The sequence below is a fragment of the Hungatella effluvii genome (assembly GCF_003201875.1).
Lineage (GTDB): Bacteria > Bacillota > Clostridia > Lachnospirales > Lachnospiraceae > Hungatella > Hungatella effluvii.
The window spans coordinates 1-15,793 of the sequence record NZ_QJKD01000030.1 but is presented as its reverse complement, the minus strand read 5'-3'; the positions used below and the strand labels follow the sequence as shown (position 1 = coordinate 15,793).

8 protein-coding genes are annotated in these 15,793 nt (G+C 45.8%); 2 read left to right on the top strand and 6 right to left on the bottom strand.

What is annotated here, in order from left to right; genetic code table 11:
* The first annotated feature begins 281 nt into the window (after positions 1-281).
* Positions 282-1,757 (top strand): GntR family transcriptional regulator, encoded by a 1,476-nt coding sequence (locus DFR60_RS29140; RefSeq protein WP_110326672.1) that lies wholly within the window; start codon positions 282-284, stop codon positions 1,755-1,757.
* Positions 1,758-1,824: 67 nt separating this feature from the next.
* On the opposite strand, the gene DFR60_RS29135 is transcribed toward DFR60_RS29140, so the two are convergent.
* From DFR60_RS29135 to DFR60_RS29125, 3 genes are read right to left on the bottom strand one after another with little or no spacing between them, the layout of a single operon-like run.
* Positions 1,825-5,433 carry an EAL domain-containing protein gene (locus DFR60_RS29135; RefSeq protein WP_167437763.1) on the bottom strand — a complete coding sequence of 1,203 codons (3,609 nt, stop codon included), beginning with the start codon at positions 5,431-5,433 and terminating at the stop codon, positions 1,825-1,827.
* 26 nt (positions 5,434-5,459) lie between these two features.
* Positions 5,460-8,654 (bottom strand): ATP-binding protein, encoded by a 3,195-nt coding sequence (locus tag DFR60_RS29130; protein WP_110326668.1) that lies wholly within the window; start codon positions 8,652-8,654, stop codon positions 5,460-5,462.
* Positions 8,639-11,098 carry a response regulator gene (locus tag DFR60_RS29125; protein ID WP_110326666.1) on the bottom strand — a complete coding sequence of 820 codons (2,460 nt, stop codon included), beginning with the start codon at positions 11,096-11,098 and terminating at the stop codon, positions 8,639-8,641. The genes DFR60_RS29130 and DFR60_RS29125 overlap by 16 nt, the downstream gene beginning before the upstream one ends.
* A 275-nt stretch (positions 11,099-11,373) precedes the next feature.
* On the opposite strand from DFR60_RS29125, the gene DFR60_RS29120 reads away from it, so the two are divergent.
* A complete protein-coding gene (locus DFR60_RS29120; RefSeq protein WP_110326664.1) occupies positions 11,374-13,293 on the top strand; it encodes an HD-GYP domain-containing protein in 1,920 nt (639 codons plus the stop codon).
* 176 nt (positions 13,294-13,469) lie between these two features.
* Here the strand turns inward: DFR60_RS29120 and DFR60_RS29115 are convergent, their stop codons facing one another.
* From DFR60_RS29115 to DFR60_RS29105, 3 genes are all read right to left on the bottom strand, one after another.
* Entirely contained in the window at positions 13,470-13,787 is a 318-nt protein-coding gene (locus DFR60_RS29115; RefSeq protein WP_243005215.1) for a helix-turn-helix domain-containing protein, read from the bottom strand.
* Between the two features lie 19 nt (positions 13,788-13,806).
* Positions 13,807-14,460, bottom strand: a complete 654-nt coding sequence (locus DFR60_RS29110) for a PAS domain-containing protein (RefSeq protein WP_110326660.1) — start codon at positions 14,458-14,460, stop codon at positions 13,807-13,809.
* A 94-nt stretch (positions 14,461-14,554) separates the two neighbouring features.
* Positions 14,555-15,793 (bottom strand): ATP synthase subunit B family protein (locus DFR60_RS29105; protein WP_490393328.1); only part of this gene is annotated, 1,239 nt, incomplete at its 5' end.

Sequence of the window (15,793 nt, the reverse complement as noted above, 5' to 3'; positions counted from 1 at the left end):
TCAGATTGCAGCAATATGTCAATTTTCTCTATTAAGTATGTGAACCCATATTTTGCAGTATAGATCATATCAGTATGGCCAAATTTAAAACAAACCGCATCTTTATCCCTTCAGCTATAAGCAGAGTTTACCATATGAATGCAGAGAAATCAAGTTGAAGGCAGATGAAAGAACTGATATAATAAAGTTAATTTATCATTTACAGCATATTATTGGAAAATTCCGGCATTTTTCACCGTCTATCAGTAAATAAAACGTATTCATGAAAGGAGATAATACCGGTGAGTCAAAATCAGCAGCTATATCAATATTTGTATCAGACAATTACCTCGCAGATATATAACGGTACTTTTATTTATGGGCAGGAGTTTCCCTCCCAGCACGAAATCTGCCTGCAATACAATGTGGGAATAACAACGGTCCGCAAAGTGATGAAAATACTTGCCGAAGAAGGATTTATCCATACGGCACAGGGACAGCCGTCGGTTGTGGCTTATCGTATATCCAGGGAAAATCAAGCCGCATTTCTGGTCCAGAGCCGGGACGAAATTGCCGACGCATATCAGGGATTGGGATTACTGATGCCAGTCCTTTATCGTGAAGGTGCAAAACGGTGTAACGCATCAGATCTGCGTTATTTTGAACATATTCTGAACAGCGTATCTGAACAGATGGAACTGAAGGAGCACTATCGTCTGGCCAATGCCTTTTTTACAGAGATACTCCGTCCATTAAAGAACAAGTTAATCATCGATTTGGAACTGGACAGTGAAAACTACCTTCATGTACCCTATCTTTCATTTCCCGGTGTAGATAATCCCTTTGCTACAACTGCGGTAAGAACAGAGACGTGGTTTAAAAATGCAGTATATCAAATAGAGCAAAAGCAGTTTGATGACTTTTGTGACGGCGCGTCAGAATTATATTATGCTTCCGGCCAAAGGGTAGACAGTTACTTATACGCATTGGACAAATATACCGAAGGTACTCCAAAGAAGAAAGAGGAATTCCGCTGGTTCCGGGCAAAAGTTCATTCCGAACTATATGCCCGTCTGGCGATGACCATCGTGCGCAGGATTATTGCCGGAGAATTTGACAACGAGCCTTATTTGCCCTCTATTCCAAAGCTGATGGAAGAATATAAGATAACGAAAAATACAGCGAGACGGGTAATTAACCTGCTCAATGCTTTGGGAATTGCCAGAACAATTGATAAAAAAGGCAGTGTGATTACTCTAAAAGGAGATATCGCATTTAAAAGTGAACTTAATCTGATGGAGCCGATAATACAGGAACGATTATCATTATTCCTTGATGCCCTTCAAATTGTGGCTCTCACTGCACACAGCTGTGCCTCTTCGATTACTTTTATTCCGGATAACCTGGGAAGTTCTATGGAAAAAAGGCTTCGCACAGCATCGGATAGCAGAATGTGCCCATTGTCTTTTCAGCTTCTTATAAATGCTTTCATCCAGCTTCTGCCGTACCATTCACTGAAAAATATTTTTCGGCAGTTAGACGATCTGCTGATATGGGGACACTATATGCAGGCAATTGACAAGTCGTTTTATCCGGATTTCAGCAATATGGCTCCCGCAATGGACGCTGTTGTCGCAGCATTAAAAGACCAACGCAGTGATGCATTGCCGGATGCTTTTCGTAATGCATTTTCGTTGGTCTATCAAAATGTTTGCGGGGTATTTTCAAAATACCCCATTAATCCCACTTTTCTTCTTTGCTGTTTTCCTGATAAATAAATACAGCCTTTCATGGCGCTATGCCCTTTGCAGGCTGCATAGCGCCATTTGTATGAGAAGGTCTTCCCTATTTACTATATGTATCGAAATACTCATTTATTGGCATCGGCTTTGCAAAAAGATAGCCTTGTCCTTCGTCACAGCCCATATTCCGCAGCAATTCGAGTTGCTCCTGCGTCTCAATTCCCTCACACAATACACTGTACCCTAATTCATGCACAATACCAATCATGCGTTCAAGGAGCGTGCAGCCAGCTTTTGTCTTAATAGAATTGAGCATAAATGCCCGGTCAATTTTGATCGTATTGGCAGACAGATTAACCAGCATATTCATTACACTGTATCCGCTTCCAAAATCGTCCACAGAGGTAAAAAATCCAGAATCCTGAAGTTCCTTCATTACATATGCCGCCATATTGAAATTTTGGAAATACCCCGTCTCAGTCAATTCAAATTCCAGCAGCCTGTAGTCCACCTGATAACGATTGACGATTCTTTTTATGGAATCGACCACGCCGTCCCGCATAATATCCATGACAGACAGATTGATACTGATTCTGACCATGTCATTCCACCCCATGTTTTCCCATAGGGCTATATTCTTACATACAGTCTCCAGAACATAGAGATCAAGGCTGGTGATGAAACCGTTATTCTCGAAAATAGGAATAAACTCATCAGGATAGAAACAAACAGTTCCATTGTTCATCCAACGGCTTAATGCTTCCGCACCACAGAGTTTTCCCGTTTTAAGATCTATCTTAGGCTGCATCCATATTTGAAAATCTCCACTCTCCAGCGATGGTTCCATCCTGGCGAGGATTTTGCTCTGAAGGCTCTTCTGTCTGACAAACGCCTCATTGTAAACTGCGATCTCATTACTGACAGTCTGTCCTATGGACTGCCGGGTAATGTTGGCATAGTCAATCGCAGTATCAATGTTCGTGCAGCTGTCTTCCAAAAAATAGATACCCATGCGCAGAACCACCTTAATATCCTCAATCTGAGCGTTTTGAGACATCGTAAACTGCGCTATGTTTCGGCGTACATTTTCAATCACGTAATTTGAGTCCTGGTCATAAGCAAGCATTGTCAGAAAATGGTCTGCTGTCACCCTCGTATGCATCCCTTGTATATTCATCAAATTAGCAGCAAAATTTTTCAGGATTTTATCACCTGTTTTGTAACCTGTAACCTCATTAATATACTTAAAATTCTGGAAGTCAATGGAAATAACTGCATATTTTTCTTCATTCAGGTCAATCAGACTCTGTCCGCTCCGGCGGAATTTTTCATAGCTTGCTAAACCGGTTAAATTATCCGTTTCGATAATCGCAGCAGGCTTTGGGTTTTCAGTAAGATTTTTAAAAGCGAAAATGCAGGCAGCCTCCCCTGACAGATCCCCCAGCCAGATATCCACCTCAACCTCCCTGCCTTTTTTATCGTTATCCTTATCTACAAAGAAAGTCATGGAAATGAACCTGTGTCCCTCTTCCAAATTGTCCAGGAGATTTTTTCTGCTTGTAAAGTTATGGTATTTGATTTTATTTATTTCGTCCATATACTGTTCCGCATAGTTTACATTAATGCAGGTGAAGCTGCCTGACGAACCAACCAGTGTATGGAACTTATTCTCCGATCTGAGTGTTATATAAAAATCCGCATTTATGTTGACAAAGTATACATTACTATATTTTTGCAGCAGCAGTTCAAAGGCATTCGTCAGGAGGCTGCATGAAATCAAAGCATCGTCTGGGTTCATTGGCGGATAAGTCCCGGCAGCAAACCTGGTCATCATATTTAAACACGCCGTATTGACGTTTTGCTGGATATCTTCCTCATATGCTTTATGCAGACCAATCTTTGTGCTGTGCATATACAGGCATTTAATACGCCCATTTTTCTGTACCAGCATCAGAGTGGCATCCACCGGCATACTGCTGGCTTTCCCTTCTTTATTTTTACAATCCAACTGTCCGTAACAGCTCAAAATGCTGACTCCCCTGACAATACGTTTACGGAAAAACTGCATGTCACGTAATTTCTGTCCATCATTTTCTTCCTGCTGTTTCTTTAAAAATGTGATTGCCTCCCTGCCTCGGAATACCTTTTGATATTCTTCCTCAAACAAGATAAAATCATCATCCAGCATCAGTCTGAGTTGTTCCTCATTCCACTGCTCAACAATCAAATGCAGTAGCTTTTTCGCTTCCAATACCACATCTGAGTCTTTAAACAACAGGGTGGTGTAGGTATCCAGCATATCAGAGCTTCCAGAAAAGGAGCGGACCTTCCGGCGCCTTTTTTTATAATACTGCTTTTTTGACTCATACATTTCTGATTCAGCCTTGTTTACGATTTCTTCTACATATACGGCATCACGGGACCAGCAGGCACCCACAGCGGCTTTATCGCCCTGCCCAGCCTCGTGCTCACGCAAGCTGTCCCGTAACTTAGCCGCCTTCTCAAGGAACGCATTCTCCTCAACATGATTGGACAGAACAACAAATTCATCACCGCCAATGCGGTACACATACTTCGCTGGAAAAACCTGTATGATTTTTTGTGCAATATAGATAAGCAGTTTATCTCCCGCTTCATGGCCGACCGTATCATTTATCTCCTTCAGACCATTTGCGTCCACAAACACAGCTCCCAACCCAAGGTTTTCCTCAACCTCTTTATCAAGTTGAATCTGGGCATTCAGCCTTTCCACTTCATGCAGATAGGCATTCTGATTTCTAGCCCCCGTCAGTTCGTCCATATAAGTTTTTTTGCGAAGTTTTTCATTGCTGCGCATACGGATTAATACTGCCTGGATAAAATATGCAAGTATCTGAAGAATCTCAGTGATGTTACTGCCGTTTTCATATGGTGGGTTATCAATCCCCATATAACCAATCAGTTGATCCTGGTCAAACAGCGGTACTGTAATCAAAGAATGTATGCCTTGAGGTTTAAGACGCTCATACTCGGCAGATTCTATATCGGCGTGCTCTTCCAGGTTGCTGATAATATACGGTTTCCTCTGCTTAAAAGCCTCAATCCAGTGATGGCAGATTTCCTGCGGAATCCCCTGCAGCTGCTCCTTTTGTGCTTTAATTGCCGGTGCACACCATTCGTAAATATTATCCATCAGCATATCATGTATTTCAAAAATGTAGGTACGGTCCCCCCTCAGCTTTTTACCAAGAATCTCCAGAGCCTGCTCAATTGCATGTCTGTCATCCCGTGTATCCTGTAAGGCACGGGCGCATTCCATGGCTATTTGTTCATTTTCGAACAAAACCTTGATTTGATGCTCCTGCGACAGAAACTTTGATATATCCATGGCAATTTCCATTCGCACGTCCCTGCCCTCGTAAGTAATCAGCTTGTCCTTCAGCAGGTACTGATGCCGGGTAATCGGGTTCTGAGTCTGCCATTCATAGAATTCCGTTCTGTTCAGCCTGCTGTTGGTACAGAAAGAGCAAGGGGAATCAAACCCCTGCAGCACTTCATAGCATTTCCGGCCCGAGATTTCCTGCCTGCTTTTGAGGCCAAACTGCTTTAGTCCGCAGGTATTCATATACAAAAGCTCATAGGTATCTATATCCGACATATATATGAGCTCATTCATTCCATCCAGTTCCTCAATAAATTCAGCCATGTCGTACTCCTCTTTACTCGTTTTCATAATAGGTAAGTCTTCCCGCATAGCTGCTATCCGCGCAGATACTGCTCCATCTCACGCATCAGCAGTTTAAAATCCAAAGGCTTTGCCAAATGTCCGTTCATACCGGCGGCCTTTGTGTTTTCCATATCCTCGACAAAAGCGTCTGCGGTCATCGCCAGGATAGGAACCGTCTTCGCGTCCTCTCTTGAAAGCAGACGGATGGCTCGGGCCGCTTCATATCCGTTCATCACGGGCATCTGAATATCCATAAGAATCAAAGAATAATATCCTGGCTGACTCTCCTCAAAACGTTTAAGTGCTTCCCTTCCGTTGACAGCAGCTTCCAGTTTCATGCCTAAACCACCGAGCAGTTCCAGGGCAATCTCACGGTTAAGCTCATTATCCTCAACGAGAAGGACCCGGCTTCCGGTGAAATCGAATGGTTCCGTCTCCCGCTGTCCCGTTTTCTTTTCCGGCTGTTTCACTTCCTCCCCCAACCGGCACCGGCTCATACAGTCAAGTACCCTGGACCGCCATAACGGTTTCTCCATAAATTCGCATACGCCCCATGCCGCTGCTTTTTCTTTAACTCCGCTTACATCATAGGCAGATACAATCAGCGTTGTCCGGCCCTGAATCTCCCGGCAGACAGCTTCTGTCTTTTTCATAAGTTCCGCTTCCGCCAGACTTAAACCCAGAATGATAAAATCATAATCCTCTGCCCGCCAACGTGTCGGGAAGTATTTCCCCGCCTCCTCAAAATCCATGCACTCTGCCTCCAGTCCGATTGAATGGAGCAGATTGCCTGCACACTCCTGCTGCATGGGGTCATCTTCTATCAGCAGGACCTTTAATCCACTAAAATCTTTCGGTTCCTCCACGGTATCAGCCAGGATCTCCATGGGCAGCATAACATCGAACACGGTTCCCTTCCCCAGCTGGCTTTTAACTGTTATGGCTCCTCCCAGCAGGTCAGTCAGACGCTTCGTAATTGCCATTCCCAGCCCGCTTCCCTCGATTTGGTCTATACGGCTGTCCTTTTCACGGGTAAACGGTTCAAAAATCTGCTCCAGATATTCCGGACTCATACCAATTCCGTTGTCAGATACGTGAAAGCAGACCATGGCTTTTTGGGCATTTTTTGTTTCCTGTACCTTTATTTTCAAAACAATCCTTCCGCCTTCGGGAGTAAATTTTGAAGCATTGGAAAGGAGGTTTAAAAGAATCTGGCGAAGGCGGAGCGCATCGCTATTGAAGTTCTCCAAGCCCTGTCCTTCCAGGTATACTTCAAATCTCTGATTCATTTTACGGATACCCGGCAGCACAATCGTGACAATCTCCTGCACCTCGTCCGGCAGGCACACGGGGGCCATGCTAATCGAAAAATTACCGTTTTCAATTTTGGACATATCGAGCACATCGTTAATCAGCCCCAGAAGGTGATGGCTGGACAGGCGTATTTTCTCAAGGCAATCTTTCACACGATCCTGATTCTCAATATGGGCGTCTGCAATTTCAGCCATTCCGGTGATAACGTTCATAGGCGTACGGATATCATGGCTCATACGGGAAAGAAAATCAGACTTCGCCGCATTCGCATATTTTGCCGCTTCCAAGGCACTGTTAAGCATGTGGGTACGTTCTTCCAGTTTGCGCTGAAGTTCCCGTAATTCGGTAATATCCGTAACATCTATAAATATGGACAGGTACACCGGATCGGCTGAAATTGTATCTATACAGGTACTTTTGATATGGAACCACCGGTCGCGGCTGTCTTTATCCTTGATACGCACGGTGGCCTCAAGGGGTTCCCCTCTCCTCAACCCCGGGAAATGGCTCCTTATCAGCTCCTGGCTCTCCTCGGATAATACCTCAAGCGGATTAATGGCGGTGATATCCTCCATACTCACGTCGAAAATATCCTTAATCCGTTCGCTGGCGTCAAGCATCACAATCCCATGCGGAAGGATACGGTGCCTGACGATGAATCCCGGAATATTCTCATAAGCTATGCTCCGTTCCTTCTGGGTCTGCATCAAATCCGTGACATCAATCATTGTGGTGTAGGCAATCTGTTTCCCATCCATGTATTCATCTGTCAGAAATCCTACTATTTTGGCCCAGTGTATGGAACCGCCCGGCATCTTCAAAGGCAGATAAGCCTCATAACTTTTCTTATTCGAATGGATCATATCCTGGAGTTTCTCATTAATAATCCGCAGGCCGGTTTCATTGTCACGGAAATACGCATCGCAGTGGTTATGGAATCTGGCCTCATAATCTTCTTTCGAGTACCCGATCAGACGGTAGTAGAATTCATTGGCCCAGACAACGGTAAAATGCTCATCCAACAGATGCCTGCTGACACTGACTGCCATTGCACTCATAAGCATTTCCTGCTCGTTCTTTGTTCTCACTAATTCCGTAACATCTGTCATTACCGTATAAGAAATGCGGAATCCATCTATGTATTCATCCGTGAAAAAGCTCACCAGCTTGACCCAGTAGCTGGAACCGTCCTCATATTTCATGGGAACAATTGCTTCATACCCATCACCGTTATTCTCCAGAACGGCTTCAACCTTGCCTGTCAGCAGTTCCCAGCCCTCCGGGTTGTTTGCGTAAAACTCATCCGGATGATTGTGGAACAGCTCCTCGTATCTCGCTTTTGAATAGCCGATCAGTTTATAATAATACTCATTGGCCAGGACGCAGGTATAATGTTCATCAATCAAATGTTTACTGACGCTTATATTCAGCGCACTCATAATCATTGCCTGTTCCTGCATCATTTTATCAAAATCCTGCCTGGTTTCCTTTTGTTCCATCCGCGCCTGCATCATATCAGTCACATCGACCATCGTTGTATAGGACACACGGTAACCATTGATAAATTCCTCGGTAAACACCGCCTGCATCCTGACCCAGAAGGTCCCTCCCTCCGGATATACCATGGGCAGATAAAGGGAATAGCCACTTTTCCCCTGTTCCAGCGCTGAATGGACCTGGTCAGTCAGCCTGGTCCAGCCCTGGGGATTGTTATAAAAATATTCATCGCAGTGATTGTGAAACAGATGTTCGTACTGGGGCTTCGGATAACGAATTAACTCATAGTAGTAATCATTCGCCCAGATACAGGTAAAATGCTCATCCACCAGATGCTTGCTGACGCTTGCGCCTAAAACACTCATCAGCATACTGTATTCAGCATTGAGCTGCTTGTAACTCAGGTTGATTTCCATTCAGGTGTCCTCCGCTCTGCAGAAGGGTCATTGTTTAAGTATTTTCCTATTTCCCTCCACAGGATTGATTTGTCCAGGGGTTTTGCCATATGGCCGTTCATTCCGGCATCTTTCGCGGCCTGGATATCCTCCGCAAATGCATCTGCCGTCATAGCAAGGATGGGAACTGTCTTCGCCCCGTCACGGTCCAGGGCACGGATGGCTTTCGTGGCCTCATACCCGTTCATCACCGGCATCTGGACATCCATTAAAATCACGTCATAGAAACCGTCCGGGGACTGCCCAAACTTCTCCACCCCCTCGGCTCCGTCACCGGCAGTATCCACTACAGCGCCCATGTCGCTCAGGAGTTCCCTGGCAATCTCCTGATTGAATGTATTGTCTTCTATGAGCAGGAAACGCCTGCCCGCAAACCCGGCTCTGGTATCTGCCCCCTGCGCTTCCCGGGCCTCCTGCCCCCCAAGTACATATCTCTGCAGCCCATGAATCAAGGTCGAGACAAAGATCGGTTTCTGCAAAAAGCCTGTGACACCGGCTTTTTTTGCATCTTTTTCAACGTCGCTCCAGTCGTAGGCTGAGATAATCAGAACCGGAAGCCGGTTCCCGCACAGTTCCCGAATCCGGCGGGTTGTTTCAAATCCGTCCAGATCCGGCATTTTCCAGTCAAGAAGCACCGCATCATACATTTCCCCGTTCTGTTTTGCGGTCTTTATCCTTTCCACAGTCTGGACACCGCTGTCAACCCAATCCGTATGGATCCCCAATTGCCCAAGCATCTCAGCCATATACTCGCACATAGCAGCGTCATCATCTGTGACAAGGATTCTCAACCCGGAAAATTCCCCTTTTACAAACGGACTCTCTTCTATCTTCAGGGGAAGTTCCACTTTGAAGCAGGTTCCTTTTCCCAGTTCGCTGCTGACCTCGATTGTCCCATCCATCATATCCACGAATTTTTGTGTAATCGCCATACCAAGACCGGTTCCTTCCGTTTTATCCACACGGCTGTCCTTTTCCCTGCTGAACGCTGTAAAAATATGGGACAGGTATTCCGGCTTCATACCAATTCCCGTGTCAGTTATGGTAAAACTAAAGCGGGCTGTTCCCTCCACAGCTTCCTTCTCACAGACCTCCATGGAAACAGTTCCATTTACAGGGGTGAACTTGTATGCGTTGGATAAAATATTGATGAAAATCTGCCTCATACGCAGAGCATCACTGGAAAACTGTTCGTGGACCACGGACCGCAGGCGAATGGAAAAATGCTGCGCCTTCTCACTGAACTGAGGCTGCATAATGGCCACCACATTCTCCAGCACCTCCGGCAAAGACATGGAATCTTCCCTGAGAACCATCTCTCCGCTCTCAATTTTAGACATATCCAGTACATCGTTAATGAGACCAAGCAGATGCTGCCCTGACAGGCCAATCTTCCTTAAGCAGTCCTTTACCTTTGCGGGGTCGTCCAGATGGGCATCCGCAATATCCTTCATACCGAGCACCGCATTCAGTGGCGTGCGTATATCATGGCTCATCCTGGAAAGGAAATCCGATTTTGCACGGTTCGCCTCCTCCGCTGCCTTCAGAGCGGAACGCATCTGCTCCGCCTGCGCCTCTAATTTCTGCTGCATTTGCCGAAGCTCCGTTTCATTGGTGATATCGATATAAATGGCCAGATACACCGGATCGCCTTCCTGATACCCGATACAGGAGGCGTTAATCTGCAGCCAGGCATCATTGCCCGACTGGTCCTTCATCTGTACCGTAAAATGGATCGGATTGCCATTGGTAATGGCACTCTTATGTTCCAGAAACACCTGCATGTTGCGTTCCATATTTTCGCGGTAAAGTGCATTGTCCATACCGTCCATGCTGTCCTTCCCAAAGAAGGAAAAAAAACGGTCATTTGCCTCCAGCAGCTTAAAATCCAGATTCCGGCTGACTCTGAATTTGGAGACAAACCCCGGCAGGTTGTCGTAGGTCACCGACTGCTCCAGCCTCATATCCATCACATCGGTAATATCCGTCATAACCGAATAGCTGACCTGGTAGCCATCCACATATTCATCCGTGAGATATGCATTCAGCCGCACCCAAATATAATCATGATGGTTTCCGTTATGCTTCCTCCGCATCCGGGTAACCAGGCTATAGGACTTTTCCCCTGATTCCAGTGTCTCCATTACCTTGGCGCTCAGCTGCAGCCACAGTTTTTCATCATGGATGTCCAGATCGTCATTCACATAGTAATGGGCCGGTCTGTTGTGGAACAGTGCCTCGTACTCTTCCCTGGCATATCCGATCAGTTCATAATAGTAGTCATTGCACCATACCAGGGTATAATACTCATCCAATATATGCTTGCTGACGCTGACCTGCAGCAGATTCATCAGAGTATCATATTCGTAGCCTGTCCGCTTAAGCGCCTCATTTAATAGTTCCATATTTCTTCCTCCTCAGTGACCTGGCAGGGAGAGCTTCTTCTTTTTATTCTGCTTCCGTGCGTTAATAACTATCCAGAGTGGTCATGGTTTTGAATCTCTTTTGTAATTATACATCTTTCCTACTTTGACTACAAGTGGTTTTAGCAGGCACGGAAAGGAAGAGTTTAATTGCGCTTTATGCGTTTATTTGATATACTGATACTGTTAGGACAACAGTATGCCGGCAGTAACACCTATCAACTGCCGGATTTTTATTAGAGAGCAGGAGGGCGGTTATGATGAAGTGTCAGGGGGGACATGGATTTCGTACAAGGCAGGAGTGGGAAGAATTTTTTAATGAGTATATGAGTCTGATCTCAGGCATATCACAGGATCATATTCTGTCGCCGCAGCTTGATATCCCGAAGGAGCAGTGGGTAAAGGAATACCGCAAACGGTCACAATATATCAGAAAGGTTTATGGACAGATAGAAGCCCTTTTGGATCAGCACATGAGATATTTTACCCGGTCTCCTGAGCATTGGGATAAAGTGACGGCGGGCTCACTGCTCTCTTACCTTTTCCGTAATTGTATACAAATAGATGACTCCGAGATGTGTATGGGCGCAGTGGATTCTCTGATTCCCTATTATGAGGAGAAACAGGATGAAGTTGCGCTTATGAAGTGCTATATGGTAAAAATGGTGGGCTATGCCACTCTGGACACGGTTAACTGGACGAAGGAGATTTTAGCATACAGCCGGAAAGCGGCGGCACTCTACGAAAAAAAATTTGATCTGCTGAATGAGGAAGAGCGCAGTATGGGAATTTCCATCTATGATTTCGAGGCGGATCAGCTCACAGAGATGGCGAATAAGGGGGATATTACCAAAAACGCGCTGGTTTCAGAATATCTTCCCACCTATCATAAGAGTATGGAAATGATCGACAGGGTAATCGACTCCGTAGATCTGACAGAGAAACTGCACAGTTCCCTGCCGGACATCCGCATGCTTTTCCAATCCCGCCTGGCCTCCCTGGCCGTCCGTCTGCCAGCAGACGTTTTTACAGACGAACTTCTGCACTTTTTATATGAGACTGCAAAGACGATGTATGAAAAAATGCTGGAAGAACAGACCGATGAGATTGGCAGTGTGGCTGTCAACGAGATAACGTATCTCATGGCCGGGCGTATGATTGGCTCGGCAGATGATGAAACTGTCCGAAACCGGATTATGGAACTGGAACAGCTATTTCCTGAACCGAAAAGTGAAGGCGAACGGCAGTGTGACAGCATTCTCCTGGAGGCGGATCAGGTGATCATTCTGTCTATGCGCCACCTGGCAGAGCGCAATCCTTTCATGATCACAGATTTAAAAAAGGTGCTAAAATCAGCGATCCGCCGCGTTGTTACCGTGCCGCACCGCACGTTCAGTGAATACGTCCTCTGCAACGATGTTTACCATTCAATCTGTCCGAATTTAAAATACTTAGATGACAGAGCTGAGATCGTACAGTCACTTCTGGGGATGACCGTATTCCGGCAGATGCAGACGGCATTTCATACTCTTATGGTAGGAAAATGTGCGGTACTGATAACCACCCATTTAATCGATGAGCAGCCGGAGCTTCTGGCAGGTCAGCTGGGGACCAAAAACAGGGATGAGGTAAGGAACCAGAAAGAAACAATTATCCATTTTTCCTACTTGGCCGCGCTTCTGCACGATATTGGAAAGCTGTTCTGTTCCGCAGTTATTAATATGCAGTACCGAAAGATCACTGACATCGAATTTCAGACAATCAAATTTCATCCCGGTACAGGAGGGGCTCTTCTGTCCATGATCCCCCAGCTGAAGGAATTTCACGATATCGCGGCCGGCCATCATAGAAGCTTTGACGGGAAAACAGGATATCCAATGGATTTTGATAATACGAAAAGCCCCATTAAAATATTTATTGATTTGATTACGATCTGTGACAGCCTGGATGCTGCCACCGATACCCTGGGGCGCAATTACACCACAGCTAAATCTTTTGAACAGGTTCTTGCTGAACTACAGGCTAACGCGGGCAGCTATTATTCCGATGTACTGGTGGATTTTATCAGCAATTCCCGCAATCTTAAGAAAGAACTGGCTGCACTGATTGAGGAAGAGCGCGGACAGGTGTATTACGACGTTTATTCCATGCTGGAAAGTATGTCGGCGGAGATGTAGGAGGTATCACAACAGCCAGTCCGAGAACATGGGCTGACGGACAGCCCTATACCGCATCTTGGAAACTGAATAGTCTGGCATCGGAAAGCTTTCTGAAAAAGGCTTGCTGATACCAGACTAATGGACAGGTTTTAAAGATCATGTATTCAGTTCCATGAATACTGATTATTTATATTTTATGCTTCATCCAAACCAAGGTAATACTTCATCAATTCCAATGCACACTGCTGTTTTCGCATATTGTAATGTCTTAGGATTCGGGACGTTCGTGCAATTACAGAATATTCATTTCCCTCCTCGTTTCCAAATAAAATGTAATCAACTGATATATCCAGGGTATCAGCCAGTTGTACCAGGGTATCAATGGACATCCCACAGGTTCCCCTTTCAATATCACCATAATAGTGCTCTGCTTTTCCTATTCTTTCTGCGACCTCCGCGCCTGTCAGACCAAGTTCTTTTCTTCTGGCTCTGATTCGTTTGGATGCCTCCATACGGTTATATCCCATCAGCTTACCCAGCCTCCTCTTGAAAAATACTGCGGGCTTTATGGATTCTTTTTTTCAGCTTTCTGCTGGATTCACGGATCATTTTTAAACATCTTTCGCATGTCTTTTGATCACTAAAATATATTTCTGCTACATCTGTCATTCCGGTAATGATATTGGACAGAGAACAGATATCATAATTTAATTCTATTAGAAATGCTTCCATCCATGCTTTCATTTTATCCATTTTTTGCAGTTCGTAATCTAAATCTTTTCTTGCCGTTTCCAGTTCTTTCTTTGCATCAAAGGTGTCCGTAATATCAAAAAATACATTCCAGATAATCGGAACGCCTCTATAGGTTTCCTTTGAGAAGATACCATTCATCTGAATCCATGTCACCGTCCCGCGCTTTGACCTCATGGGACATTCAAAGCTATAAACTTTTTTCTGTTTATAATAGGATTCTTCTATTACTCTCGTTACCCGGTTAAACGTCTCTCTGTCTTCTTTATAATATTCATCTACCTTGTTTTGATATCTGCTGCTGAATTCATTTTTCGTGTAGCCGGTCAGTTCATACGCATTTCCATTCGCCCATAGGATGGTGTAATGCTTATCCATTAAATGCTTACTGACGCCCAAATGCATTCCCTCTATAATTGTTTCATACTCACTCATCTTTTTTCACCGCATCGATACTCGATAATCTTCTGTTTTCTTCAATCGCCTGCGGTGGCCGCAGTATCGGCCGCCGCAGGTATTTTGCCTGTTTTTATGGAATCCACACTCCGTCACTATCAACAGCATATCCGTCCGGTGTCATTTCATTTTTGTACATGGAGCCCAGCGGCTTTCCGCTTCCTCCACCGTAATTCCATCTTTCCTCTACCGGATCATAGGCATAGACGCCCGCTCCTGCGGTTTCAAAATAGTACCACTTCTCTCCGATCTTTCTCCAGCCTGTAGCCATCGCGCCGCCCTCCGGAATCAGATAGTACCAGTTTTCATCCGCTCCGTCATGGCGCCATCCGGTCTGCATCTTTCCGAAGCGGCCTTCCTTTTCCGTATTGCAGTAGTACCAGTTTCCGCTCTCGTCACGGATCCATCCGGTTTCCATGATTCCTTTGTCATTAAAGTGATACCAGCCGGTGCGGTCTGAGATATTTCCGTTTCCGTCCGCCGGATACTTGATCCACGCCCACATTCCGCTGAGCCTCATTCCGCCGTTCAGCACGAAGGCCATCTGGCGCTCTCCGCCTACCGGCGCGCTGATCTCCACCCAGTTTCCGTTGGTTCCTAATGTGTAGCTTTCCGGACGCTTTGTGTTAAACGGATTCTGCTTTGACCCGCTTCCGCTTCCGCCGCCGCCTTTGTTTCCGCCTTTATTCCCATTATCCTGGATATCGTCGTAATGGTTGTAGCGGTCATCAAGGATCTCTTCATACGGCTCAGTCTTCTCCTTCAGCTTTTCAAGCGCCTCTTCCAGCTGGCCCGCTGTCGCCCTGGGATTCTCACGGTCCAGCACTTCCAGGGCTTCCTCCACCGCTTCCTTAAGCTCTCCGCTTTCCTCCTGTTTCAGGAAGTAATCATCGCTGACACGGATCGCTTCTTTAATCGCATCCTCCAGCTTCTTTCTGGCATCGTCCACTTCTTTTACGTTGTCTTTATAATACGCATATAGATAAGTCTTTCTGTATATCGCCGCCGACGGGTTAAACTCCTTATAGCGGTCCTGGCTGTAGCTCCAGCCCTCATAACGGAACTCTGCACCGTCCGGATTCACAAAGTATTCCAGCTGTTCCGCCACCTGGCCGTACTCACTGTGATAGTACTCGTCCTCCGGAGACTCGCCGCGGCGAACCTTGAAGTAATACCGGTAACGGTTCTCAAGCGGCAGCGCCACGTTGTTGATAAAGTATACCCGGTACGCCCGGTTATACACCATCACATAGCGGCTTCCCGCGTGTGCCGTAAACGCGTACAGCCCTCCGGTTTCCTCCGGGTCCTGCTC

Excerpts from the sequence above, each read along its gene's own strand:
- DFR60_RS29135 (WP_167437763.1), bottom strand. The coding sequence starts at position 5,433 with ATGAAAACGAGTAAAGAGGAGTACGACATGGCTGAATTTATTGAGGAA.
- DFR60_RS29130 (WP_110326668.1), bottom strand. The coding sequence starts at position 8,654 with ATGGAAATCAACCTGAGTTACAAGCAGCTCAATGCTGAATACAGTATG.
- DFR60_RS29125 (WP_110326666.1), bottom strand. The coding sequence starts at position 11,098 with ATGGAACTATTAAATGAGGCGCTTAAGCGGACAGGCTACGAATATGAT.
- DFR60_RS29120 (WP_110326664.1), top strand. The coding sequence starts at position 11,374 with ATGATGAAGTGTCAGGGGGGACATGGATTTCGTACAAGGCAGGAGTGG.
- DFR60_RS29115 (WP_243005215.1), bottom strand. The coding sequence starts at position 13,787 with ATGGAGGCATCCAAACGAATCAGAGCCAGAAGAAAAGAACTTGGTCTG.
- DFR60_RS29110 (WP_110326660.1), bottom strand. The coding sequence starts at position 14,460 with ATGAGTGAGTATGAAACAATTATAGAGGGAATGCATTTGGGCGTCAGT.